The sequence below is a fragment of the Candidatus Enterococcus murrayae genome (assembly GCF_017315985.1).
In the GTDB taxonomy this organism is placed as follows: domain Bacteria; phylum Bacillota; class Bacilli; order Lactobacillales; family Enterococcaceae; genus Enterococcus_A; species Enterococcus_A murrayae.
The window spans coordinates 21,994-42,776 of record NZ_JAFLVR010000013.1 but is presented as its reverse complement, the minus strand read 5'-3'; the positions used below and the strand labels follow the sequence as shown (position 1 = coordinate 42,776).

Here is a 20,783-nt window from a genome sequence, read left to right as displayed (position 1 = left end):
AAAAATGACAAATACTGTTTCATTAAAACGCCTCGTACCTGGTCTGATTATTGGACCCGCATCTTGGTTAGGACCATATATCGCTGCGGCAAGTCTTTTTTTACCAGCATTGATCCAACAAATTGATGCAGAGAATAAAATTCAGCTTGTTGCATTGTTTTCTACATGCGGAATGGTTTTTGCGGCTGTATCTAATATGGTTGCAGGTTATCTTTCTGACCGTACGCGCTCTCGTTTTGGTAAACGAACGCCTTGGCTAGTCGGTGGTGCGACAGCGTTTATGATCTCAATGATCTTAGCTTCTATGGCAAATAGTATCCCCTTTCTTCTAATCAGCTGGATGCTGGGACAAATCGCGTTGAATTTCATTGTTGCGCCAATGGTTGCTTGGCTGGATCTCGCACCGGAGGACGGTAAAGGAACTGCTTCAGGTGCATATGGCGGATTAGGAATGGCGTTAGGAAACAACGGCTTTACGATCTTTGCGGCTATGTTTTTAGGCCAATTTAGACTCGGCTTCATCATTTTTGGAATTATTACGTTTATCGGCACATTGCTTGCTGCGATCATTGTTAGAGAACCGTCAAATTTGGACGAAGTGCTTGAGGAATCTGCTAAGAAGGAGAAAAAGACGTTAAAAGAATCCTTAGCAATTTTTCCTAGCTGGTCGATCAGCAGGGATTATTATTTAGCCCTAATTGGAAAATTATTTCAAGGAGTAGGAAATTTCTCAATTACTGGATATCTGTTATTTATTATGACGGACTTTCTTCACAAAGGCACAGTTGGGACGCAGCAATCTATCCAATTGATCAATACGATCATGCTGATATTTGGAATCGCGATGGGATTCATTGCAGGCCCTTTAGCTGACAAATATAAAGTGTTGAAGCTGCCCGTTGGTCTGTCTACAATCTCTTTAGGAATCGGCGCTTTAAGCATGTTCTTTCTGCAAAATGATGTTGGAATCATCATCTATGGTTTCGCAGCAGGGTTAGGGATGGGCATTTGGAATTCTTTAGATAACTTACTGAATCTAGAGGTGATACCTGACAAGAATCGAATTGCCTTTTTCCTTGGCGTGTATAATCTGGGTAACACGATTACTCAGGCAATCGCACCGGTATTGGCGGCTTTTGTTATTTCACAATTCAGCTTTTCTGCTATTTTTATTGTGTCGTTCATTTTCTCCGCAATCGGAGGAATTTCCATTCTGTCTATCAAGTCTGTTACTCGCTAATTAGTGATATTGGAAATATTTTAATAGAATCAACCTGAAAAAAATCTGCAATAAACCAGAGTTTCTCTATACTTAGAACTCTGGTTTTTTAGTTTATTGCAGTGATCAATAGTAGTTGCTGCCTTGGATGATGAAATAAACGTGTCCATTAGTATGGGCAGTAGAATATAATAAAGGTAAGCGAATTTTTCACTGAGGGGGAATAGAGATGCCTAAACTATTGATCGCTGACGATGAAAAAGAAATCGTAGAGCTGTTAAAGTTTTATTTGGAAAAAGATCAGATGACAATATTTGACGCTCATGATGGTCAAGAAGCATTGAGAATCTTTGAAACAGAAGAGATTGATTTAGTTATATTAGATATCATGATGCCAAAGATAGATGGGTTTCAATTAACAAAAGCGATTCGAGAAAAAAGTAATGTGCCTATCATGATTCTTTCTGCTAAAACGGAGGCAACAGATAAAATTTTCGGGTTGGATCTAGGCGCGGATGATTACATTAGCAAGCCCTTTGATGCACTTGAAGTCGTTGCAAGAGTTCGGGCCAATCTCCGTCGACTATATGACTTGGGCAATGATCGGAAAATGAAGGGCAGCTTGAAGGTGGCTGATTTAGAATTGGACTTAGATCGATGCATCCTTATCCGTGAGATGGAGGAGATCGAGTTGACTTCTGTTGAGTTTAAGGTGCTGTTTCTTTTTATGAACAGCCCAGGGCAGGTGTTTTCTAAGGAGCAAATTTATGAAACTGGCTGGAAAAATGCTGACGCTGTCGATGATAATACGATCCGTGTGTGCATCAGCAAGCTCAGAAATAAGGTCGGAGAATCACGAATTCATACGATTCGTGGTCTGGGCTATCGAATGGAGAAATAGTATGCAAAATTTACGGTCATTTCTAATTAAACTATTTCTAGGAGTAACCATTCCATTGGTACTGCTGAATACGGTCATTGATAGTCTGTTTATTCGCTACACGAATGCCTTTTCGGAGAGCAAATCTTTGATGATTTCAGGTTTTTTTGGTGTAACAGCTGTTAAAGTAGTTATCTTTGTTCTTATTCTATACATTTTCATCCGTATTCTTACAAAACGAATTCAGCTTGAGAATGTTGCTTATAATCAGGAGAAGACACAGTTATTTGCTACGATCGCTCACGATTTAAAAACACCGAGCACTTCGGTATTAGGCTATGCGAAGCTGTTGCTTGAGGAAAAAAATATAGATCCTCAAAAAGAAAGACAGATGCTGGAAACGATCTATGACAAAGCCGATCAAAGCAATCAAATGTTAGAGTTGATGCTGCAATATGCACGGTTGGAGGGGACAGATTATCCGCTTCATTTAAAAAGCAGTGATTTCAGCCGGTTGATCAGAGAAATTGTTGCGTCACATTATGCTGCGTTTGAGGAAAAAAAGATGGAGTTGCAGATTGATGTATCGAATACTCCTGTAAAAGCAGTGATCGATCCATTGGAATTTGGTCGAGCGTTGCATAATATTCTGGTCAACGCTCTTTCACATAATCCAGCGGGAACTAAGATATTGATTCAGCTGCGTGTCGATGATCAGCTAGAGCTGTTGATCGCAGATAGTGGTAAAAAATTGGCAAAAGAGTTTATTCCAGTAATATTTGATCCCTTTGTTCAAGAAGATTCTTCAAGAAGCAAAACGGGAACTGGGCTGGGCTTGGCAATTACGAAGCAGATTATTGAAAAGCATAACGGAACGATTCAGCTAGTTGAAAATATTTCGGACTATACAAAGGGCTTTCTGATCAAACTCCCGAAGTAGATGATTGATGGATTTTTAATCTTCAGTTAATGTTTATCGATTCTTGAATTAAGCATTCAGCATTATGCTGAGAGTAAATAAAGAATCATTAATTGGAGGAATAATCATGAAATCCAAAATAAAAAGTATTGTCGTTTGTTTGTTGTGCTTAGTTATTTCCTTTGTCACCCGTCCAGTCGCTGCCCAGTGGTTAAAGCTGTCTTTGCCATTTCAGGGGAGTATGATTTTATTTATAGCAAGCGATCTATTACTTACGTTTATTGCTATTCGTGTCTTAATAAAACTTGCGTACAATGAGCCTTTGGCTGAATTTCGGATTGATCGAATTCATTTCAAAGCAAAGTGGTTCATCTTAGCGCTATTATTACCCCTGGGAGTAGTCGCAGCTACGATCCTATTCACCAGAGGGTCATTCACTCTAGTAAATCAGCCCATGGATCAGCTTGCTACGGTTCTTGTACCAGGAGTGTTGGGTGCGGGATTATTGGCGAGCTTAACAGAGGAAATGATTTTTCGTGGAGTAATCATGCGTGTTATCGAAAGAGAATGGTCCCTTCGAATTGCTTTTCTGGTTCCTTCGCTGCTATTTGCAATTTTACATGTATTAAACGGACGTTTATCCTTAAAGGAATGTTTGCTGGTCATTGTGGCGGGCACGTTAACTGGTGTACTTTTTTCAATGGGAGCATATTTTTCTGGCACGATTTGGTGCAGCTTCTTGTATCATTTTTGCTGGAACCTGATTGTAAGCAGCGGAATCTTTATGATGAGTAACGTTGAGAATCCAATCTCGCCTATTCAATACGTGATGCAAGACAAAAATATCCTTTTGACCGGCGGTGTGTTTGGTATTCAGTCATCTGTTTTTGCAATGGTAGGGTACGTTGTCGCCATCGTATTCTTGTTGGTTCAAAGCGTATGGAAGAGAAACAGGTCTGATATATGACGGTATAATTATTAAGCCTTTTGATTTATTTAATTAGGAAAAATTGAACGATATTGATCTTCACGGTAAGAACAAGTCATAGTGAAAATCTCTTTTTTTGGTTTGGTATTGGAAGCCAAAAATAACTGATTTTCACTATGACATTTTTATGTTTTAAGGACTATGAAAACATGATTACAGTTTTTTCCATCCAAAAACTCAAAATGAAGGATCAAAAGGTAAAGAAATTTTTAAGTGAAAACGAAATAATGGAGGCAGTATATTTCACTCGAAAAGATGGGTGAATTTTTCTGGAAACCCAAATATGAAGGTAGTGTTTATAGTTATTTTATAAACCAATGTGCTATTAAAAGTCTTTTAAAGAATTTGATGGGGAAGAGGGGGAGTTGATTCAATGTACTTTAGGTCTATTGTTGAAGTATATGGTAATAGTATGTTTTTAGCTGGAGGCATACTGTTAACAGGAAAGATCGAGTATGAAGTTAGCTGCCCTAAGTAAGTCTGTTCAGCTACTTGAAAAAATAATTAAAACGTTATTTTAGTTCGCTTTAAAAAATAAGGATTCAATAAAAAACTTAGGTGAAAATCCTAAATTTGATTCAAAAATTTTTTTTAAAATTAAAATAATTATTTGGCGATAGAAAGCTTGACGTAAATGCATTTATTCACAAATTTCGCTCTTCTGTTATAGTGCAGATCAGAATTTTACTTGACAACTATAACAGAACGACCCATAATTTTTAGAGAAATTATGTAAAGGGTGGTTAGATAATGACAACGAGGATGGGAGTGAAGAAAATGATGCACAGTATTGGCGAAGCGGCAGAGATTTGTCACGTTTCAAGAAAGACGTTGCGCTTCTACGAGGAATTAGGATTGCTTATACCTGATCATGTCAGCCCAAAGAATGGCTATCGATATTATAGCGAAGATACCGTAATGATGATTCCGATTCTGAAGTACTACAAGCAAATGGGTTTTCGCCTGCAAGAAATGACTGGAATTTCTGACACGACGGATTACTTTTTTCATCAACGGAACTTTTTGAGTAAGCTTGATGAGCTGAAAAGGGAAGAGGAGCGCATTCAAAATTGCCATGAGTCGGTATCTGATTGGGTAGGGTTGTTAAACGAAGGTACGATGGCCATGGAAAATAATGTGAACAACATCAGTCTGAAGTATATTGATCGCGATAGTTATTACTTTTTAGAACAAAATTTTGAATACGATTACAAGGCATCAATTATAAATATTGAGTGGACCAATTATTTAGAGCATTTTGAAAGTGAGATCACTGGACCGGTTATTCTAAGTTTTTCTGACTATAAGGCAAAGGCAGAGGGCATTATCAAACATGCGACGGTCGTACAAAAGCCTGTTCGAAATAGTAAATATTTAATACCAAGGCAAGATTACGGTGGACAGATGTTTGCTTGTCTGTACCATTTAGGGGACCATAAGAATATTTCTAAAAAATATCAACTTTTAGAAGAATGGGCCGCGGAGCACAACTATAAAATCGGTCCAAACTGTTATGAGCGCTATGTCATTGATTATTGGTCCACTCAAGATCCGAATAAGTTTGTGACAGAAATTATGGTACCTGCAACGAAAATGTAGTTTTAATAGCCTAGCAGCCTCGTGCTGCTGGGCTATTTTTTACGGTAAAATTTGAAAAAATGTGTGGTGATTTTCTGAAAAAATAAAATAACTCGCAGCATTGTCTCTAAGGGCAAGGTTTCGATAAAGAGCAATAATTTGTCTAAAAACGTTGATAAAACGGGATTGTTCGTAAGGATGATAATTTTCTATCGTTTTCATTTGCTAAGATTTGCTGAAAAATTTTAGCGGAAATGGCGGAAAAATAATTTTGGCGATAAAAACGAAATTAATTTTTCTAAATCCTGTACTAATTTATAAATAAGCCGTTTTTCGTTGGGTAAAAAATGATTGTAAGTAAACAATTAGTATAAATTCGGGAATAAATCAATTTTGTTAGGCGAACGACGATATACCGTTCTCGATTGATACAGTTAATTGAGAATAGCATCTGTATCAAAAATAAAGATTGTGTATCAGCGCACAATTTTTTTAAATTATTTTATTGACTTATACCGTAAGGGAACGACCTAAAGTGAAGATGCAAAAAATAAAAGCGGTTTGAGTGCGAACTGCAAACGGGAGGAACACAAATGAAGTACGATGCTTTGGGAATGGTAGAGACAAAAGGGCTGGTGGGCTCAATCGAAGCGGCGGATGCAATGGTCAAGGCTGCTAATGTTTCCTTGATTGGAAAGGAGCTTGTAGGCGGTGGTATTGTCACCGTTATGGTGCGTGGCGATGTAGGTGCTGTCAAAGCTGCAACGGATGCAGGAGCAACAGCCGCACAAAGAGTGGGTGAATTATTGTCTGTTCACGTAATTCCTCGACCACATGGTGAAGTTGAGACTATTCTTCCAGCGACAACAAATGATTAAGGAGAATTCAGATGGACGGTGAAAAAAGTGTAATGCAAACATCCGCGACTGCGGAGGCAAAAATGAAAGCGGTCGGTAAAAAGTTTCAGATTGCTGGGCTCGGAAATGGGTTATTTTCTGGGTTAACCTACGGAATATATTCCACGTTAGTTGTGGTGGCAAGTGGTTACAATCCATTGGCCAGCGCTGCGGGTATTTTGGCGGCTCCCTTTGTGGCTTCTGGCTTGAACGATTTATTCGCCGGGATTTGGCTATTATTCTATAACGCAAAACAGGGTCGTTTAAAAGAGTTGACGAGAACATTGAAAACCAAACCGGGTCAAATGCTTGTTGTAGGCTTTTTGCTGGGCGGACCAGTTGCTAACGGTGCTTATTTGATCGGACTTGCGCTAGCAGGTGCTTATGCGATTCCGATTTCAGCGACTTGCAGCTTATTTGGTTCTTTATTCGCGTGGATTTTCTTAAAACAAAAACCAACTAAACGGGTAGTTTTCGGAATGGTGTTATGTGTGATGGGAGCTATCATTATTAATTTTGTAAAACCAGAGGGCGCACCAAACTTCACACTAGGAATTATTTGTGCGTTAATTGCCGCAGTTTGCTGGGGACTTGAGGGCGTGTTCTCAAGCTTCGGCGGTGCCATGATCGATACAGATGTGGCGGTTAATTTACGAGAATTGATTTCTGGACTAGCTGTTTTAGTTCTGATCGTTCCACTTATTGGCGCACTTAAGTTGTTAGGCGGGACGTTAGCTGCTGGTATCCCGATTTTATGGTTGGCATTGGCAGGCTTAAGTGCCGCAGCATCCTTCGTGTGCTGGTATAAAGCCAATTCGATGGTCGGCTGTGCGATCGGGATGTCATTGAATGTAACCTATGCCTTCTGGGGGGTGTTGTTCAGCGTTATGTTCTTGGGACAATCATTTACTACTACGATCGTCATTGGATCTGTCGTCATTGTTTTAGGCGCCATTATCGTAACAATGAATCCTTTAGACTTATTCAGAAAAGGAGATGCTTAAGATGGTTCTACCAAGTCGAATGGCTGTTTTGAACTATATGTCCGATGGAGAAGAAGTGGATGTAAAAAGTGTCATGTCCGCATTGAAAAAGGACTATGGAAACGAAGGTCAGTTTAATAAAAAAATGTATCTAGATCATCTGTTAGCTCTTGAGGCGAATGGCTTAGTAGAGATGACTAGCTACGATTTAGATAGTGAAAATGAATTAGTGATGCGTTATCAAATTACAGAAGATGGCGAGCAAACAGTCTCTAAGTATGTCGATGCCGCATATCGTAAAGGGTAAGGAGGCTTACAGGTGAGGTATAAAGGTGAAGAAGCACTAGGATTAGTCGAAACAGTCGGATTGGTTCCAGCATTGAGGGCCTGTGATGAAATGCTGAAGGCGGCGAATGTAGAATTGATTTCTTATGAAAATATCGGTTCTACTTTGGTTACGATCATGATCAAAGGCGATGTCGCTGCGGTAGAAGCCTCTGTTTCAGCAGGTGCCAAAGCTGCAGCAGAAATCGGCACATTAACGGCACAAAATGTGATGCCAAGACCAATTCACGCTGTAGGAGATATCGTTTCAGTTCATGATATTGACCAATAAGTAAGCAAATAGGATGATATACGGCATGAGAATAGGACTCATTTTTTGGTTTGAGAAAAATGAATACATTTATACGAGTTAGGATTGCAGTCCAACTCTTTCGCAGTTTATCTTGAGAAGAAACTGATAAAACAGAAATGGAAAATACTGAATAAGAACTAGTTGGATGATATACGGCATGAGAATAGGACTCATTTTTCGGTTTATGAAAAATGAATACATTCATACGAATAAGGAGTGAAAAAATGGAAAGATATGAAGCAATCGGAGCGATCGAGACATTCGGTTTGGTGTTTGTTTTAGAAGCAGCCGATGCGATGTGTAAAGCAGCTGATGTTGATCTAGTCGGCTATGAAAATGTGGCTTCCGGCTATATTTCAGTCATTGTCAGAGGCGATGTCGCTGCGTGCAAAACAGCGGTTGAGTCAGGGGTCGCAGCTGTAGAAGAAATGGGTGCGGAGGTTTATAGCTCGGTAGTTATTCCGAGCCCGCACATTGATTTAGGGAAAATCATCGATCGCTATTCATTGGAGCAATTACTTCCAGCATAAGGGTTTCAGTCCAGCTTTTTCAAGTTTATCGAAAATGGAAACAAAAAAAGGATGTTGGATGATATACGGCTTGAAAATCGGATTTATTTTTTCTGAATTTAGAAAAATAAATCCATCAATATGAAAAAGGAGTAGGGAACATGCAGTTTGTGGATAAAGATTTGAAATCGATCCAAGAAGCCCGCATCTTAACTGAATCCGCTCGTGATGCTCAGTTTTTGTTAAAGGATTATGATCAGCAAACCATTGATCGTATGCTGAAAAAGCTTATCACAGAGGTGAAAGAGAGCTTGCCTGAGCTCGTTGCCTTTGAGGTTGTCGCTACAGGCAAGGGAAATGAAAAGGATAAATTATCTTTGTGGCATATTTTCTTAGATCAATTTGCTGAATCGTTGCATGAACCGGTCCTTGGTGTTTTAGAGGATACTTGCGAATTGAAGGAAATCGGTGTGCCGTTAGGAGTGATTGCCGCTATTCTACCGGGAGAAAATATTCTGTTGAATGCTTTTTTTGCCACAATCAGTGCATTGAAGGGTGGAAATACGATTATTTTAATCCCGCAGGCACGAACAGAAGCAGTCGTTGCGAAGCTTTATGATGTTTTCCAACAAAGTAACGCCGGCTTTCCAAAGTCCAGCTTTTGCTTTATGGAAAATACGGCGATTGAAGGAATCAGTGTGCTAACCGAACAGGCGGCGGTCGCCTTAGTAGTGAATATCGGACATTCGTCCTATTTTGACTGCTCCAAACCGACCATTTATGGCGCCATCGGTTCGACGCCAGTCTTTATTGAACGAACGGCAGATATTGACCACGCGGTAGATGAAATCATCACTAGCCGCGGCTTTGACAACGGCTTGCTGCCAGCGGCGGAGCAATTTGTGATCGCGGAAAGTGTGATCGCCAGCGAAGTCAAAGAAAAGATGATTCGTGCCGGGGCACATTTTATGAGCTCTGGCGAAGAAAAGCAGCTTTTGAGTAAATTATTTCTAGATAACGAAGTGAATCCGACAGTGATCGGTAAAGATGCGAAAACATTGGCGAAGATTTCTGGATTTCCAGTTGCTGAAGGAACGCGTGTTTTAGTATCGGAACAGCCTTACATTTTTGAAGAGAATCCATTTACGAATGCGCTGCCTTGTCCGGTAATGACCTATTATCTGGAATCGGACTGGATTCATGCCTGTGATAAATGCATTCAGTTGCTGAAGGAGAAGCGGAACGGTCATACCTTGGCGATTCATTCGAAAAATTCGGCGATCATTCGCGAGTTTGGTCTCAAAAAGCCGATTGGACGTATGCTGGTCAATACAGGAGCAGGCTTTGCCGGAATCGGGCTTGATTCGACTTTGCCGGTGTCCATGATATTAGGCGGCATGACAACGGGTCGAGGATATGTGGCGAAAAACATTACCGCGAAGGATTTCACTTATGTTCGGCAAATCGGCTACAGTACGACTAAAGAAATCTGTCTTGCAGGAGAAAAAGTAGAGCCGATCACGATCGATCAGCAAGCACTTTTGGAAAAAATCTTAAAGAAAATCATTGAATAGTAAAGTGGGGGAAATAGATGGACATCAAAGAATTTTCAGCGAAATTGGCTGAGGCGACAAAAGAATTAAGCTCAGAAGAAAGACAAGCCTTGATGAAAATGTTCGCTACCGTATCAGACGAAGTAAAAAAAGATGATGTTGCGATAGAAATCTTGGCATCTGACGAAGGTACTGCGATTCCAGATGGGATCACGAAACGTTTGCAAGCGCTTAAAGATAATTATTTGGAGCAAGTACCGTCAATCACGACTTATCGTGCTCGAGCGATCACTAAGATTGCCAAAGAGAATCCCGGTATGCCAAAAATTGTCTTACGAGCTAAATGCTTCCGTTATTGCTGTGAAACAGCACCATTAGTTATTCAAGACCATGAATTAATCGTGGGTGCGCCAAACGGCAAACCTCGGGCTGGAGCTTTTTCTCCTGATATTGCATGGCGTTGGATGGAAGATGAAATTGATACGATCGGCAGCCGTGCGCAAGATCCGTTCTACATTTCGGATGAAGACAAAAAAATCATGCGCGAAGAGCTTTTCCCATTCTGGAAAGGCAAATCTGTTGATGAGTATTGTGAAGATCAGTACCGCGAAGCAGGTGTATGGGAATTATCCGGCGAATCATTTGTATCCGATTGTTCCTACCATGCATTAAATGGTGGTGGCGATTCGAACCCTGGTTATGATGTTATTTTAATGAAAAAAGGCATGATCGACATCCAAAATGAAGCGAAAGCGCATTTGGAGGAGTTAGATTATGAAAATCCAGATGATATCGAAAAAATCTATTTCTATAAGTCAATCATCGATACAACTGAAGGGGTTATGATCTATGCGCGCCGGATGGCAGACTATGCCGCAGAGCTTGCTGCGAAGGAAACAAACCCTAAACGGAAGGCTGAGCTATTAAAAATCTCGGAAGTGAACCGCAGAGTTCCAGCTCACAAACCAGAGAATTTCTGGGAAGCCATTCAAGCAGTCTGGACCATCGAATCCTTGCTGGTTGTAGAAGAAAATCAAACAGGTATGTCGATTGGACGGGTCGATCAATACATGTATCCATACTTTAAAGCTGATTTGGAAGAAGGCCGCATGAACGAATTCCAAGCCTTTGAATTAGCTGGCTGTATGCTGATCAAAATGTCAGAAATGATGTGGATCACCAGCGAAGGCGGTTCGAAATTTTTCGCAGGTTATCAACCATTTGTCAATATGTGTGTCGGCGGGGTTACTCGTCAAGGACGTGATGCAACGAACGAATTGACTTACTTATTGATGGATGCTGTGCGTCATGTGAAGGTTTATCAGCCATCACTCGCTTGTCGAATTCACACCCATTCACCTCGGGAATATCTGAAAAAAATTGTTGATGTTGTTCGTGCAGGGATGGGCTTCCCGGCATGTCACTTTGACGATACACATATCAAAATGATGTTGGCTAAAGGAGTATCCATTGAGGACGCGAGAGATTACTGCTTGATGGGCTGTGTTGAGCCGCAAAAATCTGGCCGTCTATATCAATGGACGTCAACAGCCTATACCCAATGGCCGATCTGTATTGAGCTTGTGATGAATAAGGGTGTGCCGTTGTGGTATGGCAAACAGGTTTGTCCAGATATGGGAGACTTGTCTCGTTTTGCGACATATGAAGAATTCGAAGAGGCTGTGAAAGAAGAAATAAAATATATCACCAAATGGACGGATGTCGCTACGGTGATTTCACAACGTGTTCATCGTGATCTTGCTCCAAAACCATTGATGTCAATCATGTATGAAGGCTGTATGGAAAATGGAAAAGATGTGTCCTCCGGCGGTGCGATGTATAACTTTGGACCAGGGGTGGTTTGGTCAGGTTTGGCAACTTATGCGGATTCGATGGCGGCGATCAAGAAGCTCGTTTTTGATGAGAAGAAATACTCGTTGCAGGAACTAAATGAGGGACTAAAAGCCGATTTTGTTAATTATGATCGTATGAGAACTGATTGTCTGAATGCACCGAAATATGGGAATGATGATGATTATGCCGATTTAATTGCGGCTGACTTAATCAACTTTACCGAAGCGGAGCACCGTAAATATAAAACATTGTATTCCGTATTAAGTCACGGAACGTTGTCTATTTCAAACAATACTCCGTTTGGTCAAATGACCGGAGCTTCTGCGAACGGCCGGAAAGCTTGGACGCCATTGTCTGACGGAATTAGTCCAACACAAGGGGCGGACTTTAAAGGCCCGACTGCGATTATTAAATCGATTTCCAAAATGTCTAATGACAGCATGAATATCGGAATGGTCCATAACTTTAAGATTATGTCTGGTTTGCTTGATACACCAGAAGGTGAGGAAAGTCTGATTACGCTGCTGAAAACAGCTTGTCATTTGGGTAATGGAGAAATGCAATTTAACTATTTAGATAACAATACATTGGTTGAAGCGCAAAAGCATCCTGAACAATATCGCGACCTGATCGTCCGAGTTGCAGGGTATAGTGCATTCTTCGTGGAATTATGTAAAGACGTGCAGGATGAAATCATTTCACGGACAATGTTGACGAAATTTTAGAATATAAGCTGGAGCTTGGAATGGATGGTTGATGTGATAGAGGAACGGATAGAGCGGCAAGCAATGGTTTTCAATGTACAAAAATACAGCCTGTATGACGGTCCTGGGATCAGAACTATCGTCTTTTTCAAAGGCTGTCCATTGCGCTGCCAATGGTGTGCCAATCCAGAAGGAATCAAGCGTAAGTTTGAAGTCATGTATAAGGAAAGTGTCTGTAATGATTGCGGGGCATGTGTAGAAGCGTGTCCTTTAGGGATTCATTACGTGGATGAAAATGGCAAACATCAGGTTCGGCGTGATATCTCCTGTAATGGTTGTCAGAAATGTGTGGAGGCCTGTCCGAAGCAGGCCTTGAACATCACTGGGACAATCAAGACTATTTCAGAATTGATGGAGGTCATTCATGAGGATGATGCCTTTTATGAAATGTCTGGCGGCGGGGTGACATTTAGCGGAGGCGAGTGTACCGCACAGCCTGAAGCGGCACTTGCCCTTTTGAAGGCCTGTAAGGCGGATGGCATCAATACAGCTATTGAGACTTGCGGGCACAGCAATATGAAGAAGCTGATGGAAATAGCCGATTACACAGATCTTTTCTTATATGACATGAAGCATATGGATCCAGTTCGACATAATGAACTAACGGGAATCAGTAATGAGAAAATCTTAGAAAACTTGAAAGAATTACTGGTTCGCGGATATAAGGTTCAGATCAGGATGCCGATGCTGAAGATGATCAATGATAGTCATGAAGAAATTAAAGAGATCGTGGATTTCTTGTTGCCGTATAAAGACATGCCGAATTTTAAAGGGATCGATTTATTGCCTTATCACAAATTGGGGGTCAATAAATACGGTCAATTAGGTATGGAGTATCCAGTTGAAGGAGATCCGAGCCTGGCTGAGGAGGATTTAGATCGAATCGAAGGCTGGATCGCCGGGTATGATTTTCCAGTACGCGTCGTTCGACATTAGGGAGGAAGCAGTCATGTCAGATTTGATAGCACAACGGGTAATCGAAGAATCGGTACCCGGAAAACAGATTACGCTGGCTCATGTAATCGCAGCACCTATCGCAAGTGTCTATCACTCTTTAGGGTTGGATGAAGCTGGAGCCATAGGCATTTTGACGCTGTCCCCTTTTGAAACAGCTATGATTGCGGCCGATACGGCCGCAAAAGTGGCTGATGTTGAGATTGGATTTTTGGATCGATTTACAGGATCTGTTGTGATCACTGGTGACGTAGAAAGCGTCGAAACGAGTTTGAACGAGGTCCTGCGAGTCTTTAAAGAAGTCTTGAGATTTACTGTGGTGGATGTGACGAGAACATGAGGGTGCTTTTGGTGGGACCAAGGAATAGCGGCAAAATGAAGCTGGCGAATTATCTGGAGGGAACAACAGCGGCCCCTTTTAAAAAAGTTGCTAGTATCGTTTACCATAAGCGAACCATTATCGTTCCTGACAGCTATTTGGAAAGTCCTTGGATGCATAAGCATGTGATTGCTTTGCAGCAGTCGGCAAGCTGCGGATTTTTTTTGCAGCCTGTGACAGCTCGGCATCGCAGTTACCCGCCAAACTTTGCCAAAGCTTTTCGGATTCCGATTTATGGCATTGTAACGTTTGAGAAAACCTATACGCAGGAGGCCTTGCAGCAAGCCAGAGAGCAGCTCTTGGCCTGCGGTCTGGAAAAAATCGACTGGACTCTTGATTTGGCCAAGGAAGATTTAAGTCAGATTGAACAATATTTTTAGGAAGGAGGAGAGAGTGTGGGAAGTTTTAAAATGGCAACAAAAATTTATTCTGGCAGTCAAGCCACGGCCTGCTTAAAAGAATGTCATTATCAACGAGTTTTAGTGATCTGTGATCCTTTTATGCTGATCAGCGGTATGGTAAAAAAAGTGACGAATCTTTTGTCTGAAGCCAGCATACCGTATCAACTATTTTCTGAAATTATACCGGATCCAACGATTGAAGTGGTGACGAAGGGTGTGGCTTACGCAGCGGCTTTCCAGCCGGACGCGATTATTGCTCTAGGAGGCGGTTCTGCTTTAGACACTGCAAAAGCAGTAAGGCAGATTTATCAGCAAGCAACTGAGGATATTGCAGTGCAATTGGTCTGTATTCCAACAACAAGCGGGACAGGAAGTGAAGTGACCTCTTTTGCTGTGATCTCTGATCCATCGGTTAACGGCAAATACGCGCTGGTGGATGATGCGATGATCCCAGATATCGCTATACTGGATCCTGATTTTACCTTAACAGTACCTAGTAATGTTACTGCGGATACTGGAATTGATGTCTTGACCCATACATTAGAAGCCTACGTATCAACTGAAGCGACGGACTTTACCGATGCTTGTGCGGAAAAAGCGATGCGAATGATCTGGCAGGATTTGCCTAAGGTCGTCGCAAAGGGTGAGAATCGGGAGCTGCGGGAAAAAATCCATAACGCCTCTTGCTTAGCAGGGATGGCATTCAGTGAAGCTTCATTGGGGATCTGTCATAGTTTAGCCCATGCGTTAGGCGGCCGCTTTCATATTCCACATGGGCAAGCCAATGCACTATTGTTGCCTCATGTTATCGGCTTTAATGCCGGAATCGAGACTAATGAGGACTCATTGGCTTTATGTAAGTATGCTGAAGCAGCTAAGTTGCTGGGCATTCGCTCCATGACAGATAGAGCGACTGTCAACTTACTCATTGCTGGAATTCAAAAAATGACAAGAACATTCGGTATCCCAAAATTAGTTACAGATCTGGGAATTGCTGAAGCTGAATTTGTTGAAGCAATTCCAGAAATGGCCGCGGCTGCGCTGAAGGACAAATGCACGTTAACAAATCCGCGAGAAGTAACAGAAGCGAATTTAGTCGATATTTATTCTAGAATTTGTCGAGGTGGGTATTGATGCATTTTATCACTGAACAAGAACTGCAGCTCAAATACCGCCAAGGAAAGCTGAAAACTATCACGCTCACAGACGAGGAGCGCTTAACACCGGGGGCAAAGCAGTTTTTAAATGACCATCAAGTGCCTTTGGTTTCAAGCGATACCCTAAGTTTGTCAGCCGAAGCAACGAATGATACAAGTGCAGAAATGACCTTAGCCAATAGGCGAGAAACTTTTTTTCTTCTATTAGAAGTAGAACTTTGGGAAGCTGCTGTGAAGGCACATGACGTGCATTCAGCAAGTTGCGAACGAATCGCTTGTCTTGCACAGTCTATAAGAGTCATTATGACGGAGGATTTTCCGGAGCTGGTATTTCCAGAAGTTGAGGACTGTGAAGAAACAGTACTTGATGAAATCACTAAAGCAGAAGTGTTTTGTCCAGGTGGAAAAGTCATCTTGAAGCTGAGACGGGCGATTATACAGGCGACTGTTTTACAAACCTGTGTTACCTCAGAGCAAAAGCTTGCTCTGGAACAATTGATTGATTTAGTCAAGACGGAAATTTGTCTACTGGGCAAGCTTTAAGAATATTTGTTAAACATTGGAGGATAAGCATGTGATGACGATGACCGATATGAACGCCTGTGACCAATTAGTCGCGGAGTTCGAAGCAGTAATTAAGAAACCAAAAAAGAGTTCAACAGGTGTTTACTATACTGGTGTCGACCTTGGTACAGCGTGTATCGTCTTAGCTGTCATGGATGAAAACTATCAGCCTGCAGCAGGTGCTTATCGTTATGCCGATGTTGTTAAAGATGGCATGGTCGTAGATTATATTGGTGCCATTCAGATTGTCAAAGAACTGAAAGCTGAGCTAGAGGAAAAGCTGGAAACGGAGCTGCTATATGCTGCGGCGGCGATCCCTCCTGGGACAGGTGATTTGGACGGCGGGGCAATAAAAAATGTCGTGCTGGGGGCGGGTTTTGAATTAACGAATGTCTTGGATGAACCTACGGCAGCGAATCAGGTGCTGCAGATACAAAATGGGGCAGTCGTTGATATTGGCGGCGGAACAACCGGAATTTCCATCGTTAAGGATGGGGAAGTTGCAAGAGTGGTGGATGATGCTACTGGCGGTACGCATTTGACCTTGGTTACAGCCGGCGCGTATAAAATTTCTTTTCAAGAAGCTGAGCTGTACAAGCGAGATCAGAAAAACCATCAAGAGCTAATTGGTGTTTTAAAACCAGTAGTAGAAAAAATCGCGACGATCATCACGACGCAAACTAGCGGCTTTGAAATCGATGGCTTGTATCTAGTCGGCGGCACTGCTTGTTTGACTGGAATTGAAGGGATCATTGAAGCGAAGACGAAGATCAAAACCTATAAACCGTTGAATCCAATGTTTGTGACACCGCTTGGTATTGCCTTAAGCTGTACAGATGAAATCATGTAAACAGATTTGGCGATGGGATAAAAGGTTCAAGGCGGGCCCTTTACTCTTTTATCCTGTTGCCAGATTGAATTATGGAGGAGGGTACGAGAATGGATTGTCGGATAATTAAATCACCTGGCGAAGATACGCTTGCTATCTTGAACCGCCGCAAAGGATCGGGAGCCAAAACGGCTTTGGAGACACCAGATGCAGTAGGGCTGGTTCAAGGAAAATTAATCGAAATGGTTTGTGCGGCGGATGTCGCTGAAAAAGCAGTTGGGGTGACTGTGGAGGATATTCGCGGCAGCTGTCCGCAAAATATGATCATGCTGGCGATTTTTGGCGATACCGCATCCGTTGAATCAGCGATCGAAGAAATAAAACGAAGAGATAAGGAACGAAAATGGTAACGGCGCGATTGATCGATAATATTTGGGCAACACGAAAATCAGAGCAGCTGAATGGTCTAAAGCTGATGATCGCAGAAGTCATTGGAGGTTCTCGCGATGGAGAACAGATGATTGTCTGTGATGTCATTGGTGCGGGGATTGGCGATCGAGTGATCGTTACTTGCGGCAGTGCGGCTAGAAGAATGCTGGAAGATGATGCGATTCCAGTAGATGCTGCGGTGATTGGTATTATCGATGATAGCTGTGAATTTGTTTAGGAGGATCAGTGACAATGAAAAAATTAATTTGTGCTGACGATGTGACGAAAGCACATGAAGCTGGTGAATCCCTCTGTGTAGATTCGGATACGATTATCACACCAGCTGCTGAAGATTTGATCGATGAGCTGCAGGTATCGTTGAAGGAATGCAGTGCAGCGGAGAAATCAGCGGATGTACTGCCAGATAATCTCAGCAAAGAGACATTGTTGGATTTACTAAAGATGATTCTGGCTGGTGAAACGGTTCCTTTTCAATGTGATAAGCACGAGAGCGGTTTGAAATTTGTGAAGGGAAGCAGTGTTGATATGCGTACCTTTGATACGGGAAATCCTAATGCAAAAGTGTTTTATCAGGAGCTCGTCAGCAAAGAGGAAGCAGACATCAGCGCCGGTTTTCTGGAAATCGATCATTCGCAATTTGAATGGGAATTGCCATATGAGGAAATTGATTACGTGATCAGCGGAACCTTAGAAATGACGATCGAGGGCGTAAAATATACGGCACACCCCGGTGATGTTGTCTTTGTACCAAAAGGCAGTAAGGTCACTTGGGCTTCGCCGGATAAAGTGAAATTATTTTACGCAACGTATCCAGCCAATTGGTCGGATTTAGTGTAAGTAGCTAGTAAGCGATGAACGAGATCTAGCGGAAGGAGCAGAGAATGAACGCATTAGGATTAGTCGAGACAAAAGGCTTGATTGCAGCGATTGAGGCCAGTGATGTCATGTTGAAAACAGCCGAAGTCAGTCTGCGGCAAAAGGAAATCGTTGGGGGCGGCTTGGTTACTGTGATGGTAACCGGAGATGTCGGAGCTGTGAAAACAGCAGTAGATGCAGCGTCTTCGTCCGTGACCAAGCTTGGTGAAGCATTGTTAGCTTCGACCCACGTGATTCCTCGTCCGGATGAAGGCTTAGCAATTTTTGCATCCGCTGAAGAGAAATCGGTTGAAGCATTCGATATTAGCCCGACTTTGGATACAGAAAAGGCACTATCAGAAGAGGAAGATCAAGTAGAAGCGGAACCACAGGCAATGATCAATGAAGAAAGCGAAGCACCTGCGGATCAAACAGAAACAGCAGCTGAATCGACAGAAGTTCCAGCTGGACAGCCAATCACAGAAGCGGACTTTTTGAACTGGCGTAAGGCGGGAAAGACTGCGGAAATCAGTGAAGCTTTAGCAGCGATGAAAGTAATTGATCTGCGTAAGCTGGCTAAAAAGCAAACGAACTTCACCATCAGCAAAAAGGATGTCCACAAGGCCAATAAGGAACAGCTGGTTGCCGCGTTGATGAAGCATTTTGAACAGCGTTAAAAAGGATTTTTCTGACTACGCTATTAGGAATAGGGCGTTTAGTTTCTGTTTTTGCAGTGAAGCTGAATCCATAGATTAGCTACGGACCCAAAAATCATCAAAGAAGGATTTAAAAATGATGGAGGGCTAAAAAATAAGTACCTCAATGTGAAAAAGGAGTAAAAAGAATGAGTAAGTTTGACAAAGATTTATGCTCCGTTCAAGAAGCACGTGATTTAACTCGAGCGGGTCATGTTGCCGCTCAAGAGTTTGCGACGTTTACCCAAGAGCAAGTGGACAAAATTTTGAAAAACATGAAAGAAGCGGCAGAAAAATTTTCTGTTTGTTTAGCGAAAGCAGCGGTTGATGAAACTGGCTTTGGGAAAGTAGCAGACAAAGCCTATAAAAATCATGCGGCCGGGGCATTATTGTACGAAGAAATCAAGGATGAGAAGACGGTTGGAATCATTCACGAAGACACGGCCAAGGGAACGTTTGATGTGGCGGAACCAGTTGGTTTAGTGATGGGGATCATTCCTTCAACGAATCCGACTTCTACGGTGATTTTCAAAGCGATGATCGCCTTGAAGTCCAGAAATGCGATTGTCTTTGCACCGCATCCAGCGGCTGCCGAATGTACAAAAAAGGCGGCTGATATGATGAGCCGTGCAGCGGAAGCAGCCGGTGCGCCAAAAGGAGTGATCAGTTGTGTTTCGACTCCAACGATGGCCTCCACCAATGAGCTGATGCACGCGGAGGAAGTGAAGCTGATTATTGCCACCGGCGGGCCGGGAATGGTAAAAGCGGCTTACAGTTCAGGAAAGCCGGCAATTGGTGTGGGAGCGGGAAATTCCCCTGCGTACATTGAAAAGAGTGCGGATGTGAAAAAAGCTGTTGCTCAAATAATTGCCAGTAAGACATTTGATAATGGGACGATTTGCGCTTCAGAGCAATCGATTATCTGTGAAGAAAGCAATGAGGCGGAAGTGATTGCCGAATTGAAAGCACAAGGCGGCTACTTCATGTCAGAAGAAGAAACCACAAAGGTTTGCGGATTGCTTTTCAAAGGCGGCGGTCACGCAATGAATGCTAAATTTGTAGGCCGAACGCCGCAGGTAATTGCCGAAGCGGCAGGGTTCACAGTGCCGCAGACAACCACCGTCCTAATTGGCCGCCAAAAGGGTGTCGGAGCAGGTAGTCCTCTTTCATTTGAAAAGCTGACGACTGTGCTGGCATTTTATACCACGAAGGATTGGCAAGAGGCGTGTCAACTAAGTATAGATTTATTACAAAATGGAATTGGGCATACAATGAGTATCCACACGAATGATCGAGAGATCGTCCTAAAATTTGCCGCAAAACCTGCTTCGCGAATTTTAGTGAATACAGGCGGCAGTCAAGGCGGTACAGGTATCAGCACAGGCCTGCCGATTTCCTTTACCTTAGGTTGTGGAACCTTTGGCGGCAGCTCCGTTTCTGAAAATGTCAGTCCGAAGCATTTGCTGAACATAAAGAAGGTCGCTTACGGCTTGAAGGATGTGACAAGCATAGTGACTGAAGATACCAGTTTTTCTCATCCAGAACTGGATGGACCAATCTCGGCTTCTTTAGCAACGGACGCTGCAACGGTTGAGCAGTCTGCTGAGCCGCAGGCAGAAAATGCGGACGATCCGAACTTTTCTGCCGCAGAGCTGAGCGAATTAGCAGAAGTAGTAAGAAAAGTTTTGACTCAAATGAACGCCTAAGGATTTCCCAGGA

Annotated in this window: 23 protein-coding genes; all 23 read left to right on the top strand. The window is 42.4% G+C overall.

Annotation, left to right across the window (positions count from 1 at the left end; translation table 11 throughout):
• Positions 1 to 4: 4 nt before the first annotated feature.
• Positions 5 to 1,240, top strand: a complete 1,236-nt coding sequence (locus JZO85_RS06625; RefSeq protein ID WP_207107719.1) for an MFS transporter — start codon at positions 5 to 7, stop codon at positions 1,238 to 1,240.
• Positions 1,241 to 1,448: 208 nt separating this feature from the next.
• Positions 1,449 to 2,120 carry a response regulator transcription factor gene (locus JZO85_RS06620; protein ID WP_207107718.1) on the top strand — a complete coding sequence of 224 codons (672 nt, stop codon included), beginning with the start codon at positions 1,449 to 1,451 and terminating at the stop codon, positions 2,118 to 2,120.
• 1 nt (position 2,121) lies between these two features.
• On the top strand, positions 2,122 to 3,039 hold the full coding sequence (locus JZO85_RS06615; protein ID WP_207107717.1) for a sensor histidine kinase: 918 nt from the start codon (positions 2,122 to 2,124) through the stop codon (positions 3,037 to 3,039).
• 106 nt (positions 3,040 to 3,145) lie between these two features.
• Complete coding sequence (locus JZO85_RS06610) at positions 3,146 to 3,985, top strand: CPBP family intramembrane glutamic endopeptidase (protein WP_207107716.1); 840 nt, start codon at positions 3,146 to 3,148, stop codon at positions 3,983 to 3,985.
• 771 nt (positions 3,986 to 4,756) lie between these two features.
• Entirely contained in the window at positions 4,757 to 5,605 is an 849-nt protein-coding gene (locus JZO85_RS06605; protein WP_207107715.1) for a MerR family transcriptional regulator, read from the top strand.
• 572 nt (positions 5,606 to 6,177) lie between these two features.
• Positions 6,178 to 6,462: an ethanolamine utilization microcompartment protein EutM gene (eutM, locus tag JZO85_RS06600; protein ID WP_207107714.1), complete on the top strand. Its 285-nt coding sequence runs from the start codon at positions 6,178 to 6,180 to the stop codon at positions 6,460 to 6,462.
• 11 nt (positions 6,463 to 6,473) lie between these two features.
• Positions 6,474 to 7,484, top strand: coding sequence for a DMT family transporter (locus JZO85_RS06595; protein WP_207107713.1), 1,011 nt, complete (start codon positions 6,474 to 6,476; stop codon positions 7,482 to 7,484).
• A 1-nt stretch (position 7,485) separates the two neighbouring features.
• Entirely contained in the window at positions 7,486 to 7,770 is a 285-nt protein-coding gene (locus JZO85_RS06590) for a hypothetical protein (RefSeq protein ID WP_207107712.1), read from the top strand.
• A 12-nt stretch (positions 7,771 to 7,782) separates the two neighbouring features.
• Positions 7,783 to 8,079, top strand: coding sequence for a BMC domain-containing protein (locus tag JZO85_RS06585; protein ID WP_207107711.1), 297 nt, complete (start codon positions 7,783 to 7,785; stop codon positions 8,077 to 8,079).
• Between the two features lie 245 nt (positions 8,080 to 8,324).
• Positions 8,325 to 8,630, top strand: a complete 306-nt coding sequence (locus JZO85_RS06580) for a BMC domain-containing protein (RefSeq protein ID WP_207107710.1) — start codon at positions 8,325 to 8,327, stop codon at positions 8,628 to 8,630.
• 140 nt (positions 8,631 to 8,770) lie between these two features.
• Positions 8,771 to 10,183 (top strand): aldehyde dehydrogenase family protein, encoded by a 1,413-nt coding sequence (locus tag JZO85_RS06575; RefSeq protein WP_207107709.1) that lies wholly within the window; start codon positions 8,771 to 8,773, stop codon positions 10,181 to 10,183.
• Between the two features lie 17 nt (positions 10,184 to 10,200).
• Entirely contained in the window at positions 10,201 to 12,741 is a 2,541-nt protein-coding gene (gene cutC / locus JZO85_RS06570; RefSeq protein ID WP_207107708.1) for a choline trimethylamine-lyase, read from the top strand.
• Between the two features lie 24 nt (positions 12,742 to 12,765).
• The gene (gene cutD / locus JZO85_RS06565) at positions 12,766 to 13,716 is read left to right on the top strand and encodes a choline TMA-lyase-activating enzyme (RefSeq protein WP_207107707.1); all 951 of its coding nucleotides are present in this window, start codon (positions 12,766 to 12,768) and stop codon (positions 13,714 to 13,716) included.
• Positions 13,717 to 13,729: 13 nt separating this feature from the next.
• Positions 13,730 to 14,074: a BMC domain-containing protein gene (locus JZO85_RS06560; RefSeq protein ID WP_207107706.1), complete on the top strand. Its 345-nt coding sequence runs from the start codon at positions 13,730 to 13,732 to the stop codon at positions 14,072 to 14,074.
• 11 nt (positions 14,075 to 14,085) lie between these two features.
• On the top strand, positions 14,086 to 14,493 hold the full coding sequence (locus JZO85_RS06555; RefSeq protein ID WP_347401787.1) for a EutP/PduV family microcompartment system protein: 408 nt from the start codon (positions 14,086 to 14,088) through the stop codon (positions 14,491 to 14,493).
• Positions 14,494 to 14,508: 15 nt separating this feature from the next.
• Positions 14,509 to 15,648, top strand: coding sequence for an iron-containing alcohol dehydrogenase (locus tag JZO85_RS06550; RefSeq protein ID WP_207107704.1), 1,140 nt, complete (start codon positions 14,509 to 14,511; stop codon positions 15,646 to 15,648).
• Positions 15,648 to 16,214, top strand: coding sequence for a hypothetical protein (locus JZO85_RS06545; RefSeq protein ID WP_207107703.1), 567 nt, complete (start codon positions 15,648 to 15,650; stop codon positions 16,212 to 16,214). Before JZO85_RS06550 ends, JZO85_RS06545 begins: the two co-directional genes overlap by 1 nt.
• A gap of 34 nt (positions 16,215 to 16,248) precedes the next feature.
• Positions 16,249 to 17,085 carry an ethanolamine utilization protein EutJ gene (gene eutJ, locus JZO85_RS06540; RefSeq protein ID WP_207107731.1) on the top strand — a complete coding sequence of 279 codons (837 nt, stop codon included), beginning with the start codon at positions 16,249 to 16,251 and terminating at the stop codon, positions 17,083 to 17,085.
• An 89-nt stretch (positions 17,086 to 17,174) separates the two neighbouring features.
• On the top strand, positions 17,175 to 17,474 hold the full coding sequence (locus JZO85_RS06535) for a BMC domain-containing protein (protein WP_207107702.1): 300 nt from the start codon (positions 17,175 to 17,177) through the stop codon (positions 17,472 to 17,474).
• Positions 17,468 to 17,731: a EutN/CcmL family microcompartment protein gene (locus tag JZO85_RS06530; RefSeq protein WP_207107701.1), complete on the top strand. Its 264-nt coding sequence runs from the start codon at positions 17,468 to 17,470 to the stop codon at positions 17,729 to 17,731. The genes JZO85_RS06535 and JZO85_RS06530 overlap by 7 nt, the downstream gene beginning before the upstream one ends.
• A 14-nt stretch (positions 17,732 to 17,745) precedes the next feature.
• Positions 17,746 to 18,351, top strand: coding sequence for a cupin domain-containing protein (locus tag JZO85_RS06525; protein WP_207107700.1), 606 nt, complete (start codon positions 17,746 to 17,748; stop codon positions 18,349 to 18,351).
• A gap of 44 nt (positions 18,352 to 18,395) precedes the next feature.
• Positions 18,396 to 19,046 (top strand): BMC domain-containing protein, encoded by a 651-nt coding sequence (locus JZO85_RS23300; RefSeq protein ID WP_207107699.1) that lies wholly within the window; start codon positions 18,396 to 18,398, stop codon positions 19,044 to 19,046.
• Positions 19,047 to 19,213: 167 nt separating this feature from the next.
• Complete coding sequence (locus tag JZO85_RS06515; RefSeq protein ID WP_207107698.1) at positions 19,214 to 20,770, top strand: acetaldehyde dehydrogenase (acetylating); 1,557 nt, start codon at positions 19,214 to 19,216, stop codon at positions 20,768 to 20,770.
• The last annotated feature ends 13 nt before the right edge of the window (positions 20,771 to 20,783 follow it).